Annotated in this window: 19 protein-coding genes; 7 read left to right on the forward strand and 12 right to left on the reverse strand. The window is 67.1% G+C overall.

Translation table 11 applies throughout. The features are described 5' to 3' along the window. The coding region (locus tag JNN06_RS13640) for an Hsp70 family protein (protein ID WP_291240142.1) at window positions 1–1,191 on the reverse strand (1,191 nt) is incomplete at its 3' end. 96 nt (window positions 1,192–1,287) lie between these two features. Between JNN06_RS13640 and pgsA the strand changes: the two genes are divergently transcribed. The 6 genes from pgsA to JNN06_RS13670 all read left to right on the forward strand — a co-directional run bounded on the left by pgsA (window position 1,288) and on the right by JNN06_RS13670 (window position 7,187). Next, complete coding sequence (gene pgsA / locus JNN06_RS13645) at window positions 1,288–1,950, forward strand: CDP-diacylglycerol--glycerol-3-phosphate 3-phosphatidyltransferase (RefSeq protein WP_291240143.1); 663 nt, start codon at window positions 1,288–1,290, stop codon at window positions 1,948–1,950. Between the two features lie 7 nt (window positions 1,951–1,957). Beyond that, on the forward strand, window positions 1,958–2,203 hold the full coding sequence (gene moaD, locus JNN06_RS13650; protein WP_291240167.1) for a molybdopterin converting factor subunit 1: 246 nt from the start codon (window positions 1,958–1,960) through the stop codon (window positions 2,201–2,203). A gap of 27 nt (window positions 2,204–2,230) precedes the next feature. Then, on the forward strand, window positions 2,231–2,677 hold the full coding sequence (locus JNN06_RS13655; RefSeq protein WP_291240168.1) for a molybdenum cofactor biosynthesis protein MoaE: 447 nt from the start codon (window positions 2,231–2,233) through the stop codon (window positions 2,675–2,677). Window positions 2,678–2,737: 60 nt separating this feature from the next. Continuing rightward, complete coding sequence (locus JNN06_RS13660) at window positions 2,738–3,661, forward strand: MurR/RpiR family transcriptional regulator (RefSeq protein ID WP_291240144.1); 924 nt, start codon at window positions 2,738–2,740, stop codon at window positions 3,659–3,661. A gap of 560 nt (window positions 3,662–4,221) precedes the next feature. After that, window positions 4,222–6,543 (forward strand): cache domain-containing protein, encoded by a 2,322-nt coding sequence (locus JNN06_RS13665; RefSeq protein ID WP_291240145.1) that lies wholly within the window; start codon window positions 4,222–4,224, stop codon window positions 6,541–6,543. A 32-nt stretch (window positions 6,544–6,575) separates the two neighbouring features. Continuing rightward, complete coding sequence (locus JNN06_RS13670) at window positions 6,576–7,187, forward strand: response regulator (protein WP_291240146.1); 612 nt, start codon at window positions 6,576–6,578, stop codon at window positions 7,185–7,187. Between the two features lie 130 nt (window positions 7,188–7,317). Here JNN06_RS13670 and katG read toward each other — a convergent pair whose 3' ends face one another. Continuing rightward, window positions 7,318–9,483: a catalase/peroxidase HPI gene (gene katG, locus JNN06_RS13675; RefSeq protein ID WP_291240147.1), complete on the reverse strand. Its 2,166-nt coding sequence runs from the start codon at window positions 9,481–9,483 to the stop codon at window positions 7,318–7,320. Between the two features lie 121 nt (window positions 9,484–9,604). Between katG and JNN06_RS13680 the strand changes: the two genes are divergently transcribed. Continuing rightward, window positions 9,605–10,516: a hydrogen peroxide-inducible genes activator gene (locus JNN06_RS13680; RefSeq protein WP_291240148.1), complete on the forward strand. Its 912-nt coding sequence runs from the start codon at window positions 9,605–9,607 to the stop codon at window positions 10,514–10,516. Here JNN06_RS13680 and cobA read toward each other — a convergent pair. The 10 genes from cobA to JNN06_RS13730 form a co-directional block, all read right to left on the reverse strand. Beyond that, the gene (gene cobA, locus JNN06_RS13685; RefSeq protein ID WP_291240149.1) at window positions 10,513–11,319 is read right to left on the reverse strand and encodes a uroporphyrinogen-III C-methyltransferase; all 807 of its coding nucleotides are present in this window, start codon (window positions 11,317–11,319) and stop codon (window positions 10,513–10,515) included. The genes JNN06_RS13680 and cobA overlap by 4 nt on opposite strands. Next, complete coding sequence (locus tag JNN06_RS13690; RefSeq protein WP_291240150.1) at window positions 11,316–13,967, reverse strand: nitrate reductase; 2,652 nt, start codon at window positions 13,965–13,967, stop codon at window positions 11,316–11,318. Before JNN06_RS13690 ends, cobA begins: the two co-directional genes overlap by 4 nt. Further along, window positions 13,964–14,296: a nitrite reductase small subunit NirD gene (nirD, locus tag JNN06_RS13695; protein WP_291240151.1), complete on the reverse strand. Its 333-nt coding sequence runs from the start codon at window positions 14,294–14,296 to the stop codon at window positions 13,964–13,966. The genes JNN06_RS13690 and nirD overlap by 4 nt, the downstream gene beginning before the upstream one ends. Next, window positions 14,293–16,731 carry a nitrite reductase large subunit NirB gene (gene nirB, locus JNN06_RS13700; RefSeq protein ID WP_291240152.1) on the reverse strand — a complete coding sequence of 813 codons (2,439 nt, stop codon included), beginning with the start codon at window positions 16,729–16,731 and terminating at the stop codon, window positions 14,293–14,295. Before nirB ends, nirD begins: the two co-directional genes overlap by 4 nt. Continuing rightward, window positions 16,731–18,377 (reverse strand): ABC transporter ATP-binding protein, encoded by a 1,647-nt coding sequence (locus tag JNN06_RS13705; RefSeq protein WP_291240153.1) that lies wholly within the window; start codon window positions 18,375–18,377, stop codon window positions 16,731–16,733. Before JNN06_RS13705 ends, nirB begins: the two co-directional genes overlap by 1 nt. 4 nt (window positions 18,378–18,381) lie before the next feature. Beyond that, window positions 18,382–19,473, reverse strand: a complete 1,092-nt coding sequence (locus tag JNN06_RS13710; protein WP_291240154.1) for an ABC transporter permease — start codon at window positions 19,471–19,473, stop codon at window positions 18,382–18,384. A gap of 62 nt (window positions 19,474–19,535) precedes the next feature. Beyond that, window positions 19,536–20,915, reverse strand: coding sequence for a CmpA/NrtA family ABC transporter substrate-binding protein (locus JNN06_RS13715; RefSeq protein ID WP_291240155.1), 1,380 nt, complete (start codon window positions 20,913–20,915; stop codon window positions 19,536–19,538). Window positions 20,916–21,212: 297 nt separating this feature from the next. Then, complete coding sequence (locus tag JNN06_RS13720; protein WP_291240156.1) at window positions 21,213–22,244, reverse strand: ABC transporter substrate-binding protein; 1,032 nt, start codon at window positions 22,242–22,244, stop codon at window positions 21,213–21,215. Then, the gene (locus tag JNN06_RS13725; RefSeq protein WP_291240157.1) at window positions 22,241–22,825 is read right to left on the reverse strand and encodes an ANTAR domain-containing protein; all 585 of its coding nucleotides are present in this window, start codon (window positions 22,823–22,825) and stop codon (window positions 22,241–22,243) included. Before JNN06_RS13725 ends, JNN06_RS13720 begins: the two co-directional genes overlap by 4 nt. Before the next feature lie 145 nt (window positions 22,826–22,970). Then, on the reverse strand, window positions 22,971–24,119 hold the full coding sequence (locus tag JNN06_RS13730; protein ID WP_291240158.1) for an alpha-hydroxy acid oxidase: 1,149 nt from the start codon (window positions 24,117–24,119) through the stop codon (window positions 22,971–22,973). Window positions 24,120–24,127: the final 8 nt, after the last annotated feature.

The following is a 24,127-nucleotide window of genomic DNA, read 5'->3' on the forward strand; positions in this document are numbered from 1 at the left end:
CACGCTGCCAAAGTCATCGCCCCGGTCCTGGCGCGCGCCGGGCAGCAGGCGCGTCAGCAGCGCCTGCAAGGCGGGCAAGCGGCTGGAGCCGCCCGTGAGGAACACCGTCTGCACCTGATCCGCCCGCACCCCGCCTTGCGCCAGCACGCGGGCGATCCACGCCTCCAGCCGGGCCCGCGGCGAGGCCCGCACGTCGTCCAGCGCCGCGCGCCGCAGCACCGGGTTGGGCGCGCCGCAAAGCGGTGCCAGCATCAGCCGTTCAGCCTCCGCGCCGCTCAGCGCAATCTTCACCCGCTCCACCTCCATCGCCAGCGCGTGACAATGGTGCCCCTCGATCAGCGCCATCAGCCGGTCGATCAGCTCGGGCCGGTCGATCTCGTGGCGCAACGCTTTCAGGTCGGTGGCGGTCTGGCGGCTATACATCACATTGATGCGGTGCCATGTTGCCAGATCCAGATAGTAATGCCGCGGCATGGTGCCCGCGCCGCCCTTGGTGCTGGCGCCAAAGCCCAGATGGGGCAGGGCGGTGGCAAGGCTCAGCAGGCGGTCCACATCGGTGCCGCCCAGCCGGATGCCGTCATTGCCCAGAATATCGCCCGCCCGATCCGCCGCCTTGGCGCGCAGAGGCCCCACCCGCACCAGCGACACATCCGAGGTGCCGCCACCAATATCGACGATCAGCACCAGTTCCTCGTCCGCCAAGCGGCTTTCATAATCCAGCGCGGCGGCAATGGGTTCGTATTGGAACGCCACCTGATCAAAGCCCACCTCGCGCGCGATCTGGGCCAGCGCGGCCTCGGCCCTTGCATCGCCCTCGGCGTCATCATCCACGAAATGCACCGGGCGGCCCATCACCACCGCGCGGGCCTCGGGCGCATGCGCCCGCAGGCTGGCGATGAAGCGGCCCAGCACCTCACGAAAGCTGACGGTGCGGCTACCCACTTTGGTGCGCTCGGCGATCAGGCCCGAGCCGAGGGTGGATTTCAGCCCGCGCATCAATCGGCCCTCCTCGCCCTCCAGATAGGCGGCGATCCCGGCGCGGCCCATCAGGGGCGGGCCATCCTCGGCCCAGAACACCGCCGAGGGCAGGGTGACCTCGGCCCCCTCCAGCGCCACCAGCCGGGCGCCTTCCGGTCCTGCCAGCCCGAGCGTGGAGTTTGAAGTGCCGAAGTCGATGCCGCAGGATGCCATCTCACGCCCTTTCCCAAAGGCGCCGGGGTAACGCCTGCGGCCCGGCCTGTAAACCACCCCTTCCCCCGGCGCGGCGCATCCGCTACGACTGGCGGCATGACCTGGAACATCCCGAATGTCCTGACTGTTCTGCGATTGCTGGCCGCCCCCGGTGTGGCGGTCATGTTCCTGTATTTCCATCGCCCCTGGGCCGATTGGCTGGCGCTGACCCTGTTTGTGGGCGCGGCGATCACCGACTGGTTCGATGGCTATCTGGCCCGGCTGTGGAAGCAGGAATCGAAATTCGGCGCCATGCTGGACCCGATCGCCGACAAGGCGATGGTGCTGATCGCGATCATGGTGATCACCGGCTATTCCGGCATGAACCCCTGGCTGATCCTGCCCGCCACCGTGATTTTCTTCCGCGAGGTTTTCGTCTCGGGCCTGCGCGAGTTTCTGGGCAATGTTGCCGGAGAGCTGAAGGTCACCAAACTGGCCAAGTGGAAGACCACGGCGCAGATGGTGGCGATTGCGGTGCTGTTTCTGGGCACCGGGATCGAATATCTGGAAGGCATCCGCATGCAGGGCATGACGCCCGAGCAATATGCCGAGGCGGTCAGCGCAGGCCTGGCCGATCCGATCCGCACCTGCGGCGGGCGGGATTGCGGGGCCTATGCCACCACGGTCGGCCTCGTGTTGATCTGGATTGCCGCCGTGCTGACCCTGATCACCGGCTGGGATTACTTCCGCAAGGCCTTGCCTCACCTCAAGGACCACTGAGATGCGCGTGACCGTGCTTTACTTTGCCTGGCTGCGCGAAAGGATCGGCGCGCCGCGTGAGGAGGTGGACACCTCTGCCGCCACCGTGGCCGATCTGGTGGCCGAGCTGGCGGCGGGCAGCGAAGGGCACGCGCTGGCCTTTGCCGATCTCACCAGCCTGCGGGTGGCGCTGGATCAGGAGCTGGCCGATTTCGCGGCCCCTCTGGCGGGGGTGCGCGAGGTGGCGTTCTTTCCGCCGATGACCGGCGGCTGAGGGGGGCTGAGGATGTCCGGCGCTTCGATCCGTGTGCGCGTGCAGGCAGAGCCCTTCGATCTGGGGGCCGAAGCCAATGCTTTTGCGGCCGGGATCGCGCAAGCAGGGGCGGTGGTGACCTTTACCGGCCTTGTGCGCGACAATGGCGGGCAGTTGCAGGCCATGGAGATCGAGCATTATCCCGGCATGACCGAACGGGCGATCACGGCGATGGTGGCAGAGGCCAAGGCGCGGTTCGCGCTGGAAGACGCGCTGGTGATCCACCGCTTTGGCCGTCTGGCGGCGCAGGAGCCGATCATGATGGTTGCCACTGCTGCCCGGCATCGCGGCGATGCCTTCGCCGCGGCCGAGTTTCTGATGGATTACCTGAAATCCCGCGCGCCGTTCTGGAAAAAGGAAATCAGCGCCAGCGGGGCCGATTGGGTGGCCGCGCGCGAGGCGGATGAGGCCGCGCTGGAGCGCTGGCAGGGTTAGGCCCACTTGCCTTTCTTGCGGAACCGCTGGACGATTTGCCAAACAGCCCCGAGGTGTTCCATGCCCGACCCAAAGGCCCCAAATCCCTTGGCGCCCGAGACGCCCCCCGGTTCCGATCTGCGGCAGCGCCTTGCGCAGAGCCTTGCCAGCGCCACCCGCGCCGAGGCGGCCATCGCCAGCTTTTTCCTGAACAATCTGGATCAGTTGCCCTTCGAGACGGCGGCCTCGGTGGCGGAAAAGATCGGCGTGTCCGAGGCCTCGGTCGGGCGCTATTGCCGCAGTCTGGGCTATGCGCATTTCAAGGCGCTCAAGGCCTCGCTGCAAATGGATCTGGGCGAGCGGGCCTGGCTGATCGGCGACCGGCTGCGCGAATTTGCCGAGGCCGCGCAGGATGGCCCAGGCGCCTTGCAGCGCGGGCTGGAGCGCGACATGGCGATGCTGGTCGCCAATTATGAAACCGCCGCCTCGCCTGCCTTTGACCGGGTGGCGCGGCGTCTGGCGCGGATGCCCAAGGTGTTCGTCGCGGGCTTCCAGACCGAGCGGGGCCATGCGCAATACCTGTGCAACCTGCTGCAATATCTGCGCCCGGAGGTGCATCTGGCCGATCTGGCGGGCGGCAGCTTTGCCGAGCTGCTGCTGGTGCCGCCGGGGCAGGCCTGCCTTGTGATCTTTGACGCCCGGCGCTATTCGCGCCTGTCGCGGGGGCTGGCGCAGGCCGCGATGGCGGCGGGCCTGCCGGTCACGCTGATCACCGATCCCTATTGCGACTGGGCGCATGGGTTGGTGTCAGAGGTCTTTACCGTGAAGGTGGAGCTGGGCCAGTTCTGGGATGCGACCTCGGGTTTTGCCAATCTCTCGGGGCTGCTGGTCAATGCGGTGTTCCAGAACCTCGGCCCCGAGGTCGAGGCGCGCATGACGCAGGTTTCCAATCTTTACAATGGCTTCATCGGCCATACCGAGGCCCCGTTGAAAGCGCCGCTGTGACAAAGGGCAGGGCTGATGAGGGGGGGCGCGGCGGCGGGCATGACCATGGGTCAACCATGGGTCTTTCCGCTTGCTGCCCGGCATGCAGAGTCTAGAACATGGTCGGGATCAACGCATGTTGGCGACTTGTCTGGGGTAAGTCGTGACGGAGGGCGTTGTGAAGCCGCGACCCTCCTCTCCCTGACATCTTCCAGACCCCGCATACCGGGCAGAAGCGGACAGTCGCGGCCGAACCAGTTATATGGTGCCACAAACCAGAACCTGCGACACCAGCCCCACCTAATACACTTGTGGACCGCGCTTTCCGAAACTCGTTACTTTACAACCATTAGATGAAAATCCACAGTTCCCCTGATTCTCGCAAGGGCTTCTGTCGAACCATCACCGCAAACCTCTCACCCTGCCTATGTGACATTCCGGCCCGAACCTGTAAATTCGCGTCCTTGCCTAGGCAGATTTACCCATCCTTCCCTAGCGTTATCTGGCTGCCGCGTGCTGCGGGCCTGTAATTCCGGTCTCGGGGCGATTAAAATCGCTTTGGGTGATAAAGGGTGGCCGGAATGACCAAATCTTTGGGGGCGCTGTTGGCGCTTTGCCTTGCCGGCTTGCAGTTCCTTGCGGTTCTGGCCGTGGTCTCTTCGTCCTATGTGACCTCGGAACAGGCGCTGCTGCGCCATGCGCGCGAGCTGTTGCGCGATGTGGGCATCAACACGATCGAGCATTCCAAGGGCTTTCTGAGCCCCGCCGAAGGGGCGGCGGTGCTGGCGGCGCGGCTAGCACAGAACCGGGTGGTGGCCAGCGATGATCCGGTGCTGCTGGAGCGGCTGCTGTTCCAGCAATTGCAGATCGCGCCGCAATTCGCCGGGGTCTATTACGGCGGCGAGGATGGCAATTTTGTCATGGTGATGCGCGATCCGAAAGGCCCGGCGCCGTTCCGCAGCAAGATCATCACCAATGCCGGGCCGCATCGGCAGGTGAAATTCATCTGGCGCGACAATGACTTCCACATTGTGCGCAGCGAATGGCACCCGGAAGACCCTTATGATCCGCGCAGCCGCCCCTGGTACAAGCGCGCCCGCGCGCAACTGGGCACCATCTGGACGGACCCCTACATCTTCTTCTCCTCGCAGCAACCCGGCATCACCCTGGCCGCGCCGGTGCTGAAAGAGGGCGGCGGGCTGCGCGGGGTGGTGGGGGTGGATATCGAGATCAGCATGATCTCGAATTTTCTGGCCCGGCTGAACATCGGCGCGCATGGCCGCGCCATGATCCTGCATCGCAACGGCGATGTGATCGCGCATCCGAATCCCAGCCTGATCAAGGACTTGAACGCCGACGGCACGCTGCATTTTGTCAATATCCGCGATTTTGACGATCCGGTGGCGCGGGCTGCCTTTGCCCCCCTGCTGCGCGGCGGCGAGATGCAGGTGAGCGGCGAGACGGCCTCGGGCTTTACTTTTGGCGGCGAGAGCTATGTCTCCACCGTCATGCCGATGCAAAGCGAAACCCTGCCCTGGACCATCGCCGTTTATGCGCCGGAAAGCGATTTCACCCGGGTGATCGAGCAGAACCGGGCCACGAATATCTGGATCGCGGCGGCGGTGGCGGCGGTTTCTGGCCTCGCGGGGCTGGCCTTGGCGCATTACATTCACCGGCCCGTGCGGGCCTTTGCCGTGCGCTCGGCGCTTGTGGCGCAGGGTGAGATCGACCCCGACGCGCCGCCGCCCAAGACCTATCGCGAGCTGGCCGAGGCCAATCGGGCGCTGGTGCAGCAGATCGTCGCGCGTCGCATGACCGAGCGCGAATATGGCCAGACCTTCGAGATGTCGAGCCGCGGCATGGCGCAAATCCATCCTCAGGATGGGCGGTTTCTCCGCGTAAGTGCCCGTTTTTGCGAAATAACTGGCCGCAGCGCCGAGGCGCTGGCCGCGATGCGTCTGGATGATCTGGGGGCCGCGCCGCTCTGGACAGAGGGGGCGGCGCAGACCGATGGCCTGGCGGTGAACCGGGTGCTGCGGCTTGCGCGGCCCGATGGCTCGGAAGTGTGGGTGCGGCTGAATGCGATCCTGATCCGCGACCATGCGGGCCAGCCGCTGCATGCGGTGGTGACCATGGATGACATCACGGAGGGCCGGGTGCAGGAGGCGCAGATCCAGCGGCTGAGCCGCGATCTGTCGCATCTGGCGCGGGGGCATACCATGGGGCAAATGGCGGCGGGGCTGGCGCATGAGCTGAACCAGCCGCTGACGGCGATTGCCCAGAATGCCGATGCGGCGCTGGTGGTGATGCAGAAAAGCGGGCTTTGCCCGGAGCCGCTGTCGGAGATCCTGCATGAGATCGAGGCGCAATCCCTGCGCGCGGGCGAGATCATCCGGGCCCTGCGCGGCTTTATCCGCAAGGATGATGGCGGGCGACAAGTCTTTGATCTTGAACAGCTTCTGGATCAAACCTTGCGTCTTTTGCACGCCGAGATCACCGAAAGCGGCGTGCAGGTGGAGACCGATCTGACCGCGCTTGCCGGGCCGGTGGAGGGCAACCGCGTGCAGGTGGCGCAGGTTTTGCTGAACCTGATCCGCAACGCCATCGAGGCCATGGCGGGCGAGCGCGGCAATGATCGCCGCATCCTGCTTGCGGCGCGCAGCGCGGCGGGGCAGGTGGTGGTCAGCGTCAGCGATACCGGGCCGGGCTTTGCGCCGACGGCGGAACCCTTCACCCCGTTTGAAACCAGCAAGCCCGACGGGATGGGCCTTGGCCTGTCGATCTGCCGCACCATCGTGGAGGCGCATGGCGGCAAGATCTGGCACGAGCCGGGCCAGCCGCGCGGCAGCCGCTTTCACTTTACCCTTCCCGCCGGGGTGTCGGCGGGGTCTGAGGCTGTGTAATTTTCCTTGTGCCTGAAGGACTTGAGGCGATCATGCCGAACCTTTCGCTGACGATTTATCTGGTGGATGACGATGCGGATATCCGCAGCGCATTGACGCGCGGGCTGGAGCTGCGGGGCTATGCGGTGGAGGCCTATGGCTCGGCGGCGAAGTTCCTCGCCAGCCTCGATCCGCAGCGCCCCGGTGTCATCCTGCTGGATTATGGCCTGCCCGGCATGAACGGGCTGGAGGTGCAGGCGCGGCTGGCCGAGCGGGGGGTGAACCTGCCGATCATCTTCATCACCGGCCATGGCGGCGTGCCGGAATCGGTGCAGGCGATCAAGGCGGGCGCGCTGGATTTTCTGGAAAAACCCTTTCGTCAGGCGGTGTTACTGGAAAGGATCGAGGCGGGCTTTGCCCTGTTGCAGGCCCGCGAAAGCGACCGTGCGGCGGGCCGGGCGCGCGAGGCGCTGTTTGCGAAACTGACCGCGCGGGAGGCCGAAATCGTGCGGTTGATCGTGGAAAACCCCGCCGAAGTCTCCAGCAAGGAGGTGGCGGCGCGGCTGGGCGTCAGCCCGCGCACGGTGGATCACCACCGCGCCCGCATTCTGGAAAAGCTGGGGGTGCGGTCGCTGGCAGAGCTGATCGCGCTGGCCAAGGGGTGACATGAAAACACCGCCGGAGAGGCCCCCGGCGGTGTAATTCCCTATACAGTTCGGGCCGCAAAAACCGCGAAACTGTAACAGCCTATACGCTTTCGGGGGGCAAAACCCCCCGAAGTGTAACGGCCTATACTCAGGCGACCAGATCGTAGCGGTCGGCGTTCATCACCTTGGTCCAGACGGCGACGAAATCGGCCACGAAACGCGCAGCCGCGTCGTCCTGGGCATAGACCTCGGCATAGGCGCGCATGATCGAGTTCGAGCCGAACACGAGGTCCACGCGGCTGGCAGTGAACCTCACCGCGCCCGAGCGGCGGTCCACGATGTCATAGCTGTTGCGCCCGGTCGGCACCCATTTGTTGCCCATGTCGGTCAGGGTCACAAAGAAGTCGGTGGTCAGGGCGCCGGGGCGGGTGGTGAAAACGCCCTTGGCGCTGCCCGCATGATTGGCACCCAGCACGCGCAACCCGCCGACCAGCACGGTCATCTCTTGCGCGGTCAGGCCCATCAGCTGCGCCCGGTCGAGCAGCAGCTCCTCGGGGGCGACGGCGTAATCGGCCTTCAGCCAGTTGCGGAAACCATCCGCCAGAGGCTCCAGCACGGCGAAGCCTTCGACATCGGTTTGATCCTGCGAGGCATCGCCCCGGCCCGGTGCGAAGGGCACGGCAACATCATGGCCCGCGGCCTTGATCGCCTGTTCCACCCCGACCACCCCGGCCAGCACGATCACATCGGCCACCGAAGCGCCCGAGGCGGCGGCGATGGGTTCCAGCACCGACAGGACGCGGGCGAGACGGGCGGGCTCGTTGCCTTCCCAGTCCTTTTGCGGGGCCAGACGGATGCGGGCGCCATTGGCACCGCCGCGATAATCGGACTGGCGGAAGGTGCGCGCCGAATCCCAGGCGGTTGCCACCATATCGGCCACCGAGAGGCCGGAGGCGGCGATCTTGGCTTTCACCGAGGCCACATCATAGCCGGTGGTGCCTGCCGGGATCGGGTCTTGCCAGATCAGATCCTCGGCCGGAACTTCCGGGCCGATATAGCGCGATTTCGGCCCCATGTCGCGGTGCAGCAGCTTGAACCAGGCGCGGGCGAAGGCGTCGTCAAACGCGGCCTGATCCTTGGCGAAACGCTCGGAGATCGCGCGGAAGCCCGGATCGACGCGCAGCGCCATATCGGCATCGGTCATTACGATGCGGGTGGTGCCGCCGGTGCGCTCCACATCCGAGGGGATTTCTTCGGGGCGCAGGTTCACCGGCTCCCATTGCTGGGCGCCTGCGGGCGAGCGGCGCAGCTCCCATTCGTGGTTCAGCAGCATGTCGAAATAGCCGCCATCCCATTGCGTCGGGTGGGTGGTCCAGGCGCCTTCGACACCGCTGGTGACGGTGTTGTTGCCGATGCCGCGCCCGGTGCTGTTGACCCAGCCAAAGCCCTGATCCTCGATGCCCGCGCCTTCCGGTGCGGCGCCCAGCAGGGCGGCGTCGCCATTGCCATGCGCCTTGCCGACGGTGTGGCCGCCAGCGGTGAGGGCGACGGTTTCGGCATCATCCATGCCCATGCGGCTGAAGGTCACGCGCATGTCGGCGGCGGTGCGCAGCGGGTCGGGCTGGCCGTTCACGCCTTCGGGGTTCACATAGATCAGGCCCATGACCACGGCAGCGAGGGGGTTGTCGAGGCTGTTGCGGTCCTCGTCGCTGCCGTAGCGGGTGGAGGTCAGCCATTCCTGCTCGCTGCCCCAATACACGTCTTTCTCGGGGTGCCAGACATCTTCGCGGCCAAAGGCGAAGCCGAAGGTTTTCAGGCCCATCGATTCGTAGGCGACGTTGCCCGCCAGCAGCATGAGATCGGCCCAGCTGAGGCGGTTGCCATATTTGCGCTTGATCGGCCAAAGCAGGCGGCGCGCCTTGTCGAGGTTGCCGTTATCCGGCCAGCTGTTCAGCGGGGCGAAGCGCTGGTTGCCGGTATTGCCGCCGCCGCGACCATCGGCGCTGCGATAGGAACCGGCGGAGTGCCAGGCCATGCGGATCATCAAGCCGCCGTAATGGCCCCAATCGGCGGGCCACCAGTCCTGGCTGTCGGTCATCAGGGCGTGAAGATCGGCCTTGAGGGCGGCCACGTCGAGGGTTTTCACCGCCTCGCGGTAGTTGAAGCCCTTGAGCGGAGTGGTTTTCGTATCATGCTGATGCAGGATGTCGAGGTTCAGCGCATTCGGCCACCAGGCCTGCACGCCGCTGGGGCTTGCGGTATTGCCGCCATGCATCACCGGGCATTTGCCTGCGGGGCGATCGTTTCCGTCCATATCTGAACCTCCTTGAAAGGGCTGCGTCGGGCATCTGTGGCCCGTCGTGACAGGGGAGTGCTACCAGAGCATGACAATCAGGGGAATTTGCATTTCCTGATAGTTGCGATAAGTTTGTCTGATGTTGAACATCACGCTGAAACAGTTGCGCTATTTCGAGGCGCTGGCCCGGCTGGGGCATTTCGGGCAGGCGGCGGAGGTTTGCGCGGTGACGCAACCCGCGCTGTCGATGCAGATGAAGGAGTTGGAGGCGGTGCTGGGGGCGCCGCTGCTGGAACGGGCGCCGAGGCAGGTGCGGCTGACCGGGTTTGGCGAGCTGTTTCTGGCGCGGGCGCAGACGATCCTGCGCGAGGTGAGCGGGTTGGAGGATCTGGCGCGGCTGGCGGCGGCGCAGGCCTCGGGGGCGCGGATGGCGGGGCGGCTGCGGATCGGGGTGATTCCGACGGTGGCGCCCTATCTGCTGCCCAAGGTGATCGCGCGGCTGACGGCGCTGTATCCGGGGCTGGAATTGTCGCTGCGCGAGACCGTGACGCCGCGCCTGTTGCAGGAATTGCAGGAGGGGCGGCTGGATTGCGCACTGGTGGCGCTGCCGGTGTCGGAGCCGGGGCTGGAGGAGATGGCGCTGTTCTCGGAGGCCTTTGTGCTGGTGCGGCCCGAGGCCGATGCGGGCCGCCCGGTGCCGGACCCGGCGGCGCTGCGCGAGATGCGGTTGTTGCTGCTGGAGGAGGGGCATTGCTTCCGCGATCAGGCGCTGTCCTTCTGCGCCATGTCGGGGGTGCGGGCGCGCGAGGTGATGGACGGCAGCTCGCTGGCCACGCTGGTGCAGATGGTGGGGGCGGGGATTGGCGTAACGCTGATCCCCGAGATGGCGGTGGAGGTGGAGACCCGCAGCGCCGCCGTCTCGGTCGCGCGGTTCCGCGAGCCGCAGCCGATGCGGCAGGTGGGGCTGGTCTGGCGGCGCAGCAATCCGCTGGCCGAGGCGCTGCGCGAGATTGCGGGCGCGGTGCAGGCGGCGGTGGTGGGGGCGGGTTAGCAGGTCGCGGCGGCGATGGTCACGGCCGTGGCCTGCGGCTGGGACGCGGTGGCGGGCATGGTGAACAGCAGGATCGCCGGATTGGCGATGCCCTGCTGGCGCACCTGCGCCGCGAGGCGGTGCAGCGGGGCTTCCAGCACGCGTTCCTGTGCGGTGCTGGCCGCCGAAACGATGCGGATGGCGGTTTCGGGTGGCAGGCCTTGGGCGGCAAGCTCGGCCACCAGCGTGTCGATGCGGTGGATCGCCATGTAAAGCGCATAGCTGCTGCCGGGTTGCAGGGCGGCGGGCAGGCAGGCGTCATTGGCCGATTGGCCGGTGGCCGAGGCGATGACGAGCTGACGGCTCTGCCCGCGTGTGGTCAGCGGTTGGCAGAGGCTGGCGGCGGCGGCACAGGCGGCGGTGATGCCGGGCACGATTTCCACCGGGATGCCGTGCAGCCGGGCGGCCTCGATCTCTTCGGCGGCGCGGCCAAAGATCGAGGGATCGCCGGATTTCAGCCGCAGGACGCGCTGGCCGCGCTGGGCGGCGGCGATGATTTCGGCGCAGATCCGCGTTTGCGGCCAAAGGTTTGCCCCCACCGCCTTGCCGACATCGCGCAGCAGGGCGCGCGGGTTCACAAGGGCCAGCACCGCCGGGTCGATCAGCCGGTCATGGAACACCACATCGGCCTCTTGCAGGTGGCGCAGGGCGCGCAGGGTGAGCAGATCGGCAGCGCCCGGCCCGGCGCCGACAAGGATCAGGCGGCCGGTGGAGGGGCTGGCGGCAGCGGGGGTCAGGCTGGCGGGATCGGCGTGCAGGGTCATGCGGCCTCGGTGTCTTGCTGGCGGTGGCGGGCGATGAGGGCGGCGAGGTCGGGGCGGCAGGCGCCGCAATTGGTGCCCGCGCGCAGGCTTTGGCCAAGGGCAGCGACGGTCAGGGCGCGGCCCTCGGTGATGGCGCTGACGATGGTGTTCAGCCCCACGCCGAAACAGGCGCAGATGGTGGCGCCCGCATCGGGGCGGTTGGCCCCCGGCTGGCCCGACAGCAGCGCCGCCTCGGCCGCCTCGCCAAGCGCCGCCGTGACAAAGCCGCGCGACAGGGCGACCGGATCGGGGGCGATGAACAGGGCGGCCTGCAAGCGGCCTTCCGCATCGGTGAGGGCCATGCGCACCACGCCGCGTCTGGGATCGGTGACGGCGGTGAGTGCCGCTTGCGGCAGGCCGAACAGGGTGCGGGCGAAGGCCTCCCAATCCTCGGGCGCGGAGTGGCCGGCCAGTTCGGCGCGGTAGCCGGTTTCGGCGCGGGCGATGGCCCAATAGTCGCAGTCGGGGCGGAAGGCTTGGGCCGAGACGGCAAAGCCATACCACCCGGCATCAAAGGCGCGGACCGAGACGGCGGCGGCTTTGCTGTCGGGCTGGCCCGAGACCGGATCGGTGACCGAGGGCACCAGCACGTCGATCCGGCCCGAAGGCGCGGTTTCGCCGGTCCAGTGGATCGGCGCAAAGACCTGACCTTGCTGCACCCGGTCTGTCACCAGCGCGCGCAGGAGGGCGCGGCCATGGGCGTTTTCGACCTGCACCAGCGCGGCGGGGGCGATGCTCAGGCGGGCGGCGTCTTGCGGGTTGATCTCCAGAAACGGCTCGGCGATATGGGCGCCCAGCCGGGCGGAAAGCCCGGTGCGGGTCATGGTGTGCCACTGGTCGCGGATGCGCCCGGTATTGAGGCGGAACGGATGGGCCGGATCGCGCGGCGCAACGGGCGCGGTGGCGATGGGCAGCATGCGGGCCTTGCCGTCGGGAGTGTGGAAGGTGCCCGCGGCGAAGAAGCGCCCGCCCTGCCGCGCCCCGGCGGCGGGCCAGACGAAGGGTTTCAGCGCGTCATAGCCTTGCGGGGTGATCTGCGCGTGGTCGGAAATGTCGAAATCGCTGCCCAAGCCCCCGGCCACGCCCGAAAGCGCGGCATATTCGGCAAAGACCTCGGCGCTGCTGTGCCAGTTGAAGGCCTCAGCCCAGCCCATGCGGGCGGCGACGCCGGCGATGATGCGCCAGTCTTGCCGCGCCTGCCCCGGTGCGGGGCGGAACGGGCGCTGGCGGCTGATGCGGCGCTCGGAGTTCGTCACGGTGCCGTCGCGCTCGCCCCATGTGGCGGCGGGCAGCAGCACATGGGCAAGGCGGGTGGTGTCGGTCTCGGCCATGCAATCCGACACCACGACGAAATCGCAGGCGCGGATGGCGGCGGCCACGCGGTCGGCCTCGGGCATGGAGACGGCGGGGTTTGTACACATGATCCACAGCGCCTTGATGCGGCCCTCCTCGACCGCGCGGAACATGTCGACCGCTTTGAGGCCGGGGCGCGGGGCGATGGTGGGCGCGGCCCAGAAGCCCTGCACGGCGGCGCGGTGGTCGGGGTTCTCGATCTCCAGATGGCAGGCGAGCATATTGGCCAGCCCGCCGACCTCGCGCCCGCCCATGGCATTGGGCTGGCCGGTGACGGAAAACGGCCCCATGCCGGGCCGCCCGATGCGCCCGGTGGCGAGGTGGCAATTGAGGATCGCGTTCACCTTGTCGGTGCCTTGGGCGGATTGGTTCACGCCTTGGGAATAGATGGTGACCACGCGTTCGGTTTGCGCCCAAAGCGCCAGAAACTCGGCCAGCGCCTCGGGTGAAAGGCCGGTTTCGCCCGCATTGCGCGCGGCGGCCAGCGCCGCGTCATAGCCGTTCACATGCGCGAGGAAAGCGGGATCGGTGCGGCCCTGATCGGCCAGCGTGCAGAGCAGGTGGTTAAACAGCGCGGTATCCGCGCCGGGTGCGATGGGCAAATGCAGATCGGCCAGCGCGCAGGTGGCGGTGCGGCGCGGGTCGATCACCACGATTTTCATCGCGGGCCGGGCCTCTTTCGCGGTGGTCAGGCGTTGGAACAGCACCGGGTGGCACCAGGCGAGGTTGGAGCCCACCAGCACCACCAGATCGGCCTGTTCAAAATCCTCATATTGGCCCGGCACGGTGTCGGTGCCGAAGGCGCGGCGATGCCCCGCGACCGAAGAGGCCATGCAAAGCCTTGAATTCGTGTCGATATTGGCCGAGCCGATGAAACCCTTCATCAGCTTGTTGGCGGCATAGTAATCCTCGGTCAGCAATTGGCCGGAGACGTAGAAGGCGACCGAATCCGGCCCGTGGGTGGCGATGGTTTCGGCAAAGCGGCGGGCGGTGTGGGCAAGCGCCTCGTCCCAGCCGACCTCTTGCCCGTTGAGGCGGGGGGCGAGCAGGCGCCCCTCCAGCCCCACGGTTTCGCCAAGGGCGGTGCCCTTGGAGCAGAGCCGCCCGAAATTGGCGGGGTGATCGGGGTCGCCCTGCACGGTGACGCCGCCCGCCGCATCGGCGCGCAGGATCACCCCGCAGCCCACACCGCAATAGGGGCAGGTGGAGCGGGTTTCGCCGATACCGCCCGGCTGGATCGGGCCGCGTTCCATCATGCCGCCACACTCCGCCGCAGCCGGGCGGCATCGAGCAGCACCCGGCCGCCTTTCACCTGCACCGGATAGGTGGTCACGCGGCCCTCATCGGCGCCTTGCGCCATGCCGCTGTTCAGATCGAAGACCCAATTGTGCAGCGGGCAGGTGACCTGCGCGCCATGCACGATGCCCTCGGACAGCGGGCCGCCCTTGTGGGGGCAGCGGTCATCCAGCGCGAAGACCTCATCCGCGGCGGTGCGGAACACCGCCACACAGCCCTGAGCGGTTTTCACCAGCCGCGCGCCTTGCGCCGGGATGTCGTCCAGCGCGCCAATGTCGATCCAGCTCATTCTGCGGCCTCCAGCGAAAGATCTGCCAGCACCGCCCAATTGCGGCGCTCTTGCGGTTGGGCATGTTCGGCCCAGGGGTCTTTGCGATAGACGGTCTGGCTGAGTTCAAAGCGGGCATAGAGGGCGGCGCGGTTGGCGCGGTCTTCGACCACCTGCGCCTTGACCCAGTCGAGGCCCACCTTGGCCACCCATTTATAGGGGCGGTCCAGATATTTGGCCTGTTCGCGGTAAAGCTGGATGAAGGCGGTGGTGATCTCGCAGGCCTCGTCTTCCGAGGGGGTGGCGGCGAGGAACTGGGTTTCCTTCACCTCCATGCCCGCCGCCCCTGCGACGCTGATCTGATAGCCAGAATCGACGCAGATGATGCCCACATCCTTCACCGTCGCCTCGGCGCAGTTGCGCGGGCAGCCGGAGACGCCGAGTTTCACCTTATGCGGGGTCCAGGAGCCCCAGAGCAGTTTCTCCAGCCGGATGCCGAGGCCGGTGGAATCCTGCGTGCCAAAGCGGCAGAATTCGCTCCCCACGCAGGTTTTGACGGTGCGCAACCCCTTGGAATAGGCGTGCCCCGAGACCATGCCCGCCTCGTTGAGATCGGCCCACATGGCGGGCAGGTCTTCTTTCTTGACGCCCAGAAGGTCGATGCGCTGGCCGCCCGTCACCTTGACCATCGGCACGCCGTATTTGTCGGCGGCATCGGCAATGGCGCGCAGCTCGTCGGGGGTGGTCACGCCGCCCCACATGCGCGGCACCACCGAATAGGTGCCGTCTTTCTGGATATTGGCGTGGTTGCGTTCGTTCACGAAGCGCGACTGGCGGTCATCGCGGTATTCCAGCGGCCAATCGGCCAGCAGGTAATAGTTCAGCGCCGGGCGGCAGGAATGGCAGCCGCCGGGGGTTTTCCAGCCCAGTTCCTGCATCACTGCCGGAATGGATTTCAGGCCCTGCGCCTTGATCAGCCGACGCACGTCTTCATGCGTCAGCTCGGTGCATTTGCACATGGGTTGATGGGTGGGGGCGGCGAAATCGTCGCCCAGCGTCACCGCCATCACCTGCTCCACCAGCCCGGTGCAGGTGCCACAGGAGGAGGAGGCCTTGGTCAGCGCCCGCACGGCATCGAGCGTCACTGCCCCGCCTTGCACCGCTTCCACGATCCGACCTTTGCAGACGCCGTTGCAGCCACAGATCTCCGCCTCAGGCGGCAAGGCTGCAACGGCCGCCATAGGGTCCGGCGTGGCCCCCCCCTGATGGGCCGGGCCAAAGATCAGCGTGTCGCGCATGGCCGAAATATCGGTGCCATCCTTGATGAGGCCGAAGAACCATGTGCCATCGGCGGTATCGCCATACATGACGGCGCCGACCAGACGGTCGCCCTCGATCACCAAGCGTTTGTAGACGCCGCGCGCGGGGTCGCGGAACACGATGTCCTCGCGGCCCTCGCCCTCGGCGAAATCACCGGCGCTGAACAGGTCGCAGCCGGTGACCTTCAGCTTGGTGGCGGTTTGCACCGGGCGGAAGGCGGCGGCGTTGCCTTGCAGCGTGGCGGCGACCACCCTGGCCTGATCGTAAAGCGGCGCGACAAGGCCGAAAAGCTGGCGGTCATGTTCGACGCATTCGCCCACGGCGAGGATCGCGGGGTCGGAGGTCAGCATGGCGTCCGTGACGGTGATGCCGCGCCCGACCTCCAGCCCGGCATCGGTGGCGAGGCGGGTTTCGGGGCGGATGCCCACGGCCATCACCACCAGATCGGCGCCATAGGTGGTGCCATCTTCCAGCAGGACGGCCTCCACCCGGGTCTCGCCCAGAATGGCCTTGGTGGCGCCTTTGCAATGAATGCGGATGCCGCGCGCCTCCAATGCGCGTTGCAGCAGGTAACCGGCGGCGGGGTCGAGCTGACGTTCCATCAGGTGACCCATCAGGTGAATGACCGTCACCTCCATGCCGCGCAGCGCGAGGCCGGCGGCAGCCTCCAGCCCCAGCAGCCCGCCGCCGATCACCACGGCCTTGGCGCCAGGTTGGGCGGCGGCGATCATCGCCTCGGTATCGTCCAGGTCGCGGTAGCTGACCACGCCGGGCAGCTTGTGCCCCGGCACCGGGATGATGAAGGGCGCCGAGCCGGTGGCGATCAGCAGCCGGTCATAGGGGGTTTCGCCCTGTGCGGTGACCACCACCTTACGGGCGCGGTCGATGCGGGTGACATGTTCGCCAAAGCGGCAGGTCACGCCCTGCGCGGCATACCAATCGGCGTCATGGGTGACGATCTCGGCATAGGTTTTCTCGCCCGACAGCACGGGCGACAGCATGATGCGGTTATAATTCCCGCGCGGTTCGGCGTTGAACAGGGTCACGTCAAAGGCGCCGGGCGCCTGTTCAAACAGATGTTCCAGCACGCGGCCAGAGGCCATGCCCGCGCCGATGACGACAAGTTTCTCGGCCATCATGCAACGTCCTTCTTGTGGGCGCCGTGTTCGTATTCCTCAAGGAATCCGAGGATTTCGGCGCGGTAGGTCCAATAATCGGGGTGATCGAGCAGCGCCTTGCGCGAGCGCGGGCGGGGCAGCTTCACGTCGGTGATCTTGCCGATGGTGGCATTGGGGCCATTGGTCATCATGACCACGCGGTCGGCCAGCAGGATCGCCTCGTCAACGTCATGGGTGACGCAGACGGCGGTCACGTTGGTGCGGCTCCAGACCTCCATCAACACATCCTGCAATTCCCAGCGGGTCAGGCTGTCGAGCATGCCGAAGGGCTCGTCCAGCAGCAGGAGTTTGGGCGAGAGGGCGAAGGCGCGGGCGATGCCGACGCGCTGGCGCATGCCGTTCGACATATCGGCGGCGCGGCGGTCCATGGAATCGCCCAGGCCCACGCGTTCAAGGTAATATTCCACCACCTCTTGCCGCTCGGCCTGGCTGGCCTTGGGGTAAACCCGGTCCACGCCGATGGCGACGTTTTCCTTGGCGGTGAGCCAGGGGAACAGCGAGGGCGACTGGAACACCACGGCGCGTTCGGGGTCGGCGCCCTCCACATGCAGGCCGTCCAGTTTGATGGCGCCCTTGGAGATCGAATTGAGCCCGGCGGTCATGGTGAGAACGGTGGATTTGCCGCAGCCGGAATGGCCGATCAGGCTGACGAACTCGCCCTTTTTCAGGGTGAGGTTGAAATCCTCCACCACGGTCAGCGGGCCTTTCGGCGTGGCAGAGATCTTGTGCAGCTGCGAATAATGCAGGTAGCGGTCATCGGTCATGGAGCGCGCGGCCTGCGCATAGGCGCCCGGCAGCGCGTGGCGCGGGGTGACGGCGGGCAGGCGGCGGGCCTCGGTGATGGTGCTGCGGCGGGCGGCCTCCATCAGGCTGGTGGTCACGGCGGCGCGCAGCCGTTTGAAATCGGCATCCTGCGCGGTGCGGTCGCGCGGGCGCGGCAGCTCGACGGTGAAATCCTGCCCCAGCGTGCCATCGGGGTTCAGGATCACGATGCGGTCGGCCAGCACCAGCGCCTCGTCCACGTCATTGGTCACCAGAACCACGGTGCGGCGGTCGGCGGCCCAGATGGTTTCGATCTCTTCGGCCAGATTGCCGCGGGTGAGGGCGTCCAGCGCGGAAAGCGGCTCGTCCAGCAGCAGCACCTCGGGCTCCATCGCCAGGGCGCGGGCGATGCCGACGCGCTGGCGCATGCCGCCCGAAAGCTCGGCCGGGCGGCGTTCGGCGGCGTGCGAGAGGCCCACCATGCCGATATATTTCGCCACCTTGCCCGCGCGGTCGGCGGCGGAAAGGCCGGGATGCACCGCATCCACCGCCAGCCGCACGTTGCCGGCCACGGTCAGCCAGGGCATCAGCGAATAGGATTGGAACACCACCGCGCGGTCGGCGCCCGGCCCGGTGACCGGCGCGCCGCGAAAGCTGAGGCTGCCCTGATCGGGCGCCACCAGCCCGGCCATCAGGTTGATCAGTGTGGTCTTGCCGGTGCCGGAATAGCCGAGGATCGCCAGAAACTCACCCTCCCGCACCGAGAGGGTCAGGCCGCGCAACACCTCGTGCCGCGCATCGCCTTCGCCGAAACCTTTGGAAACATTGTTCAATTCCAGCATGGCATCACCGCTGCGCCGAGAAGGTGAACAGGGTTTGCAGTGCGAACATCACCCGGTCCAGCAGGAAGCCGATGATGCCGATGGTCAGCACCGCCACCATGATGCGGGCAAGGCTGTCGGAGGAGCCGTTCTGGAATTCATCCCAGACAAATTTGCCAAGGCCGGGATTCTGGGCCAGCATTTCGGCGGCGATCAGCACCATCCAGCCCACGCCCAGCGACAGCCGCAGTCCGGTGAAGATCAACGGCAGCGCCGAGGGCAGCACAAGGCGGGTGATCTTGGTCCAGGCGGAGAGTTTCAGCACCTTGCCCACATTCACCAGATCGCGGTCGATCGAGGCGACGCCCAGCGAAGTGTTGATCAGCGTGGGCCAGAGCGAGCAGAGCGTCACGGTGACGGCGGAAACCAGAAAGCTTTTCGGCACCCCGCCCTCGCCGCCATCATAGGTGGCAGAGACCACCATGGTGACGATGGGCAGCCAGGCCAGCGGCGAGACCGGCTTGAACACCTGCACCAGCGGGTTGATGGCGGCATTGGCGGTGGGCGAGAGGCCCATGGCAATGCCCAAGGGCACCGCAACCAGCGTGGCCAGCAGGAAGCCGGTGAACACGGTGCGGATCGAGGTCATGATCTGCGCGTAATAGGTGGGTTTGCCGGTATAGGCGCGGGTTTTCACCTTGTCGGCCTTCCCCTCGGCCACCAGCGCCGCGTTGCGCTCGTCCTGTTTGGCGTAGAAGGCGGCCTCCTTGGCGGTTTCGGCCTGGGCATCGGCATGCAGGGCGCGCGCCTGTTCCCAGACCTGCGCCGGGCCGGGAATGGCGCCCAGCGAGGTTTGCACCTGCGGCGCCAGCAGCGCCCACAGCGTGAGGAAGCCCGCCACCGCCAGCAGCGGCACAGCGGCCAGCCGCCAGATCTCGCGCAATTGCCCGCGCGGATTGTCGCCCGCCAACGCGCGCCAGATCGGGGTGAGCCAAGCCAGCCCGAGGGCCTTGAGCCAGGGGTCGCAGCGGCTGATGAAGCTGTGCAGGCGTTTCAGACGCTCGGCGCGCAGGGCGGCCGGTTCTTCCGGCAGGGCGGCGGGATCAAGGGCGGTCATGGCATGTCCTTGCAGGGAATGGGCTGGGAGAGGGGGCGCGCCGCAGGGGGCGCGCGCCGGGGTCAGTTCACGGCGGCGTCAGCCGGGGTCTGGCTGGCTTTCAGGCCGATTTTCAGGCTGTCGATATAGGCATTGGGCTGGGTGCCATCGAAGGACACGCCGTCGATGAAGGCGCTGGTCGCCTCGCGGTAGCCATCGGCGTCGAAGTCAAAATCCTCGGCCTTGGCCAGCCCTTGCGCGATCAGCGCCTCGGCTGCGGTCTTGTAAAGGTCGGGGCGGTAGACGCGTTTCGCGGTCTCGTCATACCAGGCATCGGGCTTGGCCTCGGCGATCTGGCCCCAGCGGCGCATCTGGGTGAGGGTCCAGACCGCATCCGAGTAATAGGGGAAGGTGGCATTTTCGCGGAAGAACAGGTTGAAATCCGCCGCCGGGCGGATGTCACCGGCCTCGTATTCAAAGGTGCCGGTCATGGAATTGGCGATCACCGCCTTGTCGGCGCCGACATATTCGGGGCGCGACAGGATTTCCACCGCCTCCAGCCGGTTCTCGGGGCTGGCATCCAGCCACATGCCCGCCCGGATCAGCGCCTTGGTCAGGGCGATGGTGGTGTTCGGGTTGGCTTCGGCAAAGGCGCGGGTCAGGCCGAACACCTTTTCCGGGTTCTTGGCGAAGATGTCGGCATCGGCGATCACCGGCACGCCAATGCCCTTTTTCACCGCCGCCTGGTTCCACGGCTCGCCCACGGCGTAACCGAGGATGGTGCCTGCCTCCAGCGTGGCGGGCATTTGCGGCGGCGGGGTGACCGAGATCAGCACATCGCCGCCGGTCTGGCCGGCCACATCGCCAGCCTCGTAAAAGCCGGGATGGATGCCGCCCGCAGCCAGCCAGTAGCGGAGTTCGTAATTATGGGTGGAAACCGGGAAAACCATGCCCAGATTGAAGGCCTCGCCTGCTTCGGCGCGGGCCTCGACCACGGGTTTCAGGGCGGCTGCGCTGATCGGATGCGCGGGTTTGCCATCGGCGCCCATGGTCACATGCGGTTTCATCTCCTCCCACACGGCATTGGCCACGGTGATGGCATTGCCGTTCAGATCGAGCGCGACGGGGGTGATGACCTCGCCCGCCGTGCCGTAGCCGATGGAGGCGGCCAGCGGTTGCCCGGCCAGCATCATGGCGCCGTCGATCTCGCCCGAGATGGTGCGATCCAGCAGCACTTTCCAGTTGGATTGCGCCTCCAGCGTGACGAAGAGGCCCTCATCCTCGAAAAACCCCTTTTCGGCGGCAATGGCGAGGGGGGCCATATCGGTCAGCTTGATGAAGCCGAGGGTCAGCTCGTCTTGTTCGGGCGTGGTTTCGGCAACGGCAGGCAGCGTGATGAGCGCGGTGGAGAGCAGAAGGGCAGCGCAGCGGGTCAGCGAGGAGGAGGAGGAGGCGGAGGGCATGGGGGTGGTCCTTCGATGGAGAAAAACAAAAAGCCGCCAGACACAGCGACCGCAGAAAGGATGCGGCAGAGGTGTCAGGCGGCTTTGCCCGGGATCCCGATCTTTCGGGAAAATCTGTGACGGAACGCCATTGCCCCGTCGTGATGTCAGGATGCGGAGGCGGGGCGGGGCTGGCAATCCTTGCGGGGGTATGCGGGGGCGAGAAATGCTGCAATGCAGAGAAACGCGCAAATTTTGTGCAATCGCGGCGAAGGGCGGATGCGTGCCGGTCACAAAATGGACGGGAGGCGCGGGCGGTCAGGCGGTGGTGAGGCTGAGAAAGCGGTCATGCAGGTCGCCACGAAACACGGCTGCGGCCAGAGATTCGGCGTCGCTGCCACGCCCGTGGCGCAAGGCCAGACGGCTGGCGATCCATTGCGCCTGCACCGCCATCGGGCGCATGGCCCGGGCCGGGCCGAAATCCTGAAAGCCCGGCACCAGATGTTCGGTGCCGACGGGATCGGTGACGATGCGCCCGGTCAGCGCGCGTTCGATCAGCTCGGCCGCCACATCGACGCGGCCGGGGCGGGTCAGCACTTCGGCGGCGGTGGAGGCATTGCCGGGCCGCGCCAGCCAGTCGCCCGCGCCCGAGAGCGCGCGGACCAGCCGCCCGGCCAGATCGGCCTCGGCCTCGCACCAGCCCGCGCGGCAGGCCAGCACCTTTTCCGGCAGGCCGTGGCGGATGGCGGCGCCGGGCAGCAACAGCCGCGCGCCCGCCTTGACGACGGCCTGGCTGCCCCATGGCTCGCCCACGCAGAACAGATCCAGCGCGCCTTCGGCCAGTGCCTCGGGCATCAGGGGCGGCGCGACGGTGAGGAAGGTGGCGGGCATACCGGCCAGCCAATCCTCGACCAGCAGGGCATGCATGGAATGGGCGAAGGGCACGCCAATGCGAAGGGGGGGGATGCGCAGCGGCTGGTGGAGGGCGGCAATGGCGCGGGCGGTGCTGGCGGCATCGGTGAAATCGCAAGGCTGGCCCTGCCGCGCCAAGGCTTCGGCCAGCGGGGCCGAGGCCCCGACCACCTGCCCGCCCTGCGACAGGATCAGCGGGGTTTCCAGCGCCACGCGGCCACTGCCCAGGCCCAGGGCCCGCGCCACCGGCATGGCCGACAGCATCTGCGCCGCCATCACCTGCCCCTGATCCAGCATGTCGCGCAGCATGGACCAGTTGGCGGCGCGGTGCAGGGTCAGGTGCAGGCCCTGTTCCTCGGCAAAGCCAAGCGCATCGGCCAGCAGCAGCGGCGCGGCATCGACCAGCGGCACATAGCCAAGGGCAATCTCGCGCGTCATCTGAGCAGGTCCGCCGCCGTCACCAGCGCCTGCGCCACATCGGCGACGCGCTTGCCCTGATCCATCGCGGTCTTGCGGATCAGCGCATAGGCCTGTTCCTCGGTGACGCCGCGCGCCTTCATCACCAGACCCTTGGCGCGGTCGATCAGCTTGCGTTCCTCCAGCGCGGCCTTGGTGGCGGCCAGCTCGCTGCGCACGCGCTGGAACAGGTGAAAGCGCGCCACGGCGGCATCCAGAATGGGGCGGATGCGGTCGGCGCGCAGCCCGTCCACCACATAGGCCGAGACCCCGGCCTCGATCGCGGCGCGGGTGATCGCCGGGTCGGATTGATCGACGAACATCGCCACCGGGCGCTCCATCGGGCTGGTGGCCTGTGTCAGCTCCTCCAGCACATCGCGCGACGGGTGGGCAATGTCGATCAGCACGATGTCGGCGCGGGCCTCGGCCACATCCCGCGCCAGCACGCGGCGGCCCGAGATCACCGCCACGTCGCGCTCGCCCGCCTCGGCCAGCGCTTCGCGCACGCGCTCGGCGCGTTCGGGGTCGCTTTCGACCAGAAGGATCCGAAGGGAGGCAGGCATGGGCGCATCGCGTTGGGTGGCCCTCAGCCTTGCGCGCGGGCGGGGCGCAAAGTCCAGCATGGGGGTGCGGGCGGGGGCACCCCTGCCGCGCCTTGCCTAGGAAAGCGGCAAAGCGCGGCCTTGTGCCGAGAATTTCAGCGATGGATCAGCCGTGAAAGCGCAGATTGGCGCGGCCAAGATCGGCGACCGAGCGCGCGCCCATCAGGCGCATGTCGCGGATGAGTTCGGCTTTCAGCTGGCCAAGGGCGCGTTCGATGCCCGGCTGGCCCGCGGCGGCCAGCGCGTAAAGGTAGAACCGCCCGAGGCCCACGGCCTTGGCCCCGAGGCTAAGCGCCTTCAGTACATGGGTGCCGCGCTGGATGCCGCCGTCGATCATCACATCCAGCCGGTCGCCGGCGGCCTGCACCACCTCGTCCAGCGCCTCGAAGCCGGTGCGCGAGCCGTCCAGCTGCCGCCCGCCATGGTTGGACAGCACGATGCCGGTGCAGCCGATCTCGGCGGCGCGGCGGGCATCGTCGGGGTGGATCACACCCTTGAGGCAGAACTCGCCGCCCCAATCCTGCACCATCTGCGCCACGTCATCCCAGTTCATGCCGGGGTCGAGCATTTCGGTGAAATAGCGGCCAATGGTCAGGCTGTCGCCCTTCATGTCGATATGGGCATCGAGCTGCGGCAGGCTGAATTTCTCATGCGTGACGTAGTTGAGGCCCCACATGGGTTTCATGGCGAATTGCATCATGCCGCCCAGCGTGAGGCGGAAGGGGATCGAAAACCCGGTGCGCAGGTCGCGTTCGCGGTTGCCGCCGGTGATACTGTCCACCGTCAGCATCATCACCTTGATGCCCGCCTCCTTGGCGGATTGCATCATGGCGCGGTTCAGCCCGCGATCCTTGTGGAAATAGAATTGGTAGCATTGCGGGGTGCGGTGCTTTTGCGCCAGCTCGGCCATGGAGACGGTGCCGAGGGACGACACGCCGAACATGGTGCCGAACTTTTCTGCCGCCGCCGCCGTGGCGCGTTCGCCCTGATGGTGGAACAGCCGTTGCAGCGCGGTGGGCGAGAGGTAGACCGGCAGGTCGAGTTTCTGGCCCATGGCGGTGACCGACAGGTCCACATCGGTCACGCCGCGCAAGACCGAGGGCATCAGATCGACGCGGTTGAAGGCCTCGGAATTGCGGCGCAGCGTCACCTCGTCATCGGCGCCGCCGTCGATATAGTTGAAGATCGGCCCCGGCAGGCGGCGCTGTGCCAAGCGGCGGAAATCGTGGAAGTTGTGGCAATCTTTCAGGCGCATGGCGGGCT

The organism is Gemmobacter sp. (assembly GCF_016792925.1).
Lineage (GTDB): Bacteria > Pseudomonadota > Alphaproteobacteria > Rhodobacterales > Rhodobacteraceae > Gemmobacter.

Bases quoted from the DNA above. Each gene is read 5' to 3' on its own strand.
- pgsA (WP_291240143.1), top strand. From the start codon at position 1,288: ATGACCTGGAACATCCCGAATGTCCTGACTGTTCTGCGATTGCTGGCC.
- JNN06_RS13660 (WP_291240144.1), top strand. From the start codon at position 2,738: ATGCCCGACCCAAAGGCCCCAAATCCCTTGGCGCCCGAGACGCCCCCC.
- JNN06_RS13665 (WP_291240145.1), top strand. From the start codon at position 4,222: ATGACCAAATCTTTGGGGGCGCTGTTGGCGCTTTGCCTTGCCGGCTTG.
- JNN06_RS13670 (WP_291240146.1), top strand. From the start codon at position 6,576: ATGCCGAACCTTTCGCTGACGATTTATCTGGTGGATGACGATGCGGAT.
- katG (WP_291240147.1), bottom strand. From the start codon at position 9,483: ATGGACGGAAACGATCGCCCCGCAGGCAAATGCCCGGTGATGCATGGC.
- JNN06_RS13680 (WP_291240148.1), top strand. From the start codon at position 9,605: ATGTTGAACATCACGCTGAAACAGTTGCGCTATTTCGAGGCGCTGGCC.
- cobA (WP_291240149.1), bottom strand. From the start codon at position 11,319: ATGACCCTGCACGCCGATCCCGCCAGCCTGACCCCCGCTGCCGCCAGC.
- JNN06_RS13690 (WP_291240150.1), bottom strand. From the start codon at position 13,967: ATGATGGAACGCGGCCCGATCCAGCCGGGCGGTATCGGCGAAACCCGC.
- nirD (WP_291240151.1), bottom strand. From the start codon at position 14,296: ATGAGCTGGATCGACATTGGCGCGCTGGACGACATCCCGGCGCAAGGC.
- nirB (WP_291240152.1), bottom strand. From the start codon at position 16,731: ATGGCCGAGAAACTTGTCGTCATCGGCGCGGGCATGGCCTCTGGCCGC.
- JNN06_RS13705 (WP_291240153.1), bottom strand. From the start codon at position 18,377: ATGCTGGAATTGAACAATGTTTCCAAAGGTTTCGGCGAAGGCGATGCG.
- JNN06_RS13710 (WP_291240154.1), bottom strand. From the start codon at position 19,473: ATGACCGCCCTTGATCCCGCCGCCCTGCCGGAAGAACCGGCCGCCCTG.
- JNN06_RS13715 (WP_291240155.1), bottom strand. From the start codon at position 20,915: ATGCCCTCCGCCTCCTCCTCCTCCTCGCTGACCCGCTGCGCTGCCCTT.
- JNN06_RS13720 (WP_291240156.1), bottom strand. From the start codon at position 22,244: ATGACGCGCGAGATTGCCCTTGGCTATGTGCCGCTGGTCGATGCCGCG.
- JNN06_RS13725 (WP_291240157.1), bottom strand. From the start codon at position 22,825: ATGCCTGCCTCCCTTCGGATCCTTCTGGTCGAAAGCGACCCCGAACGC.
- JNN06_RS13730 (WP_291240158.1), bottom strand. From the start codon at position 24,119: ATGCGCCTGAAAGATTGCCACAACTTCCACGATTTCCGCCGCTTGGCA.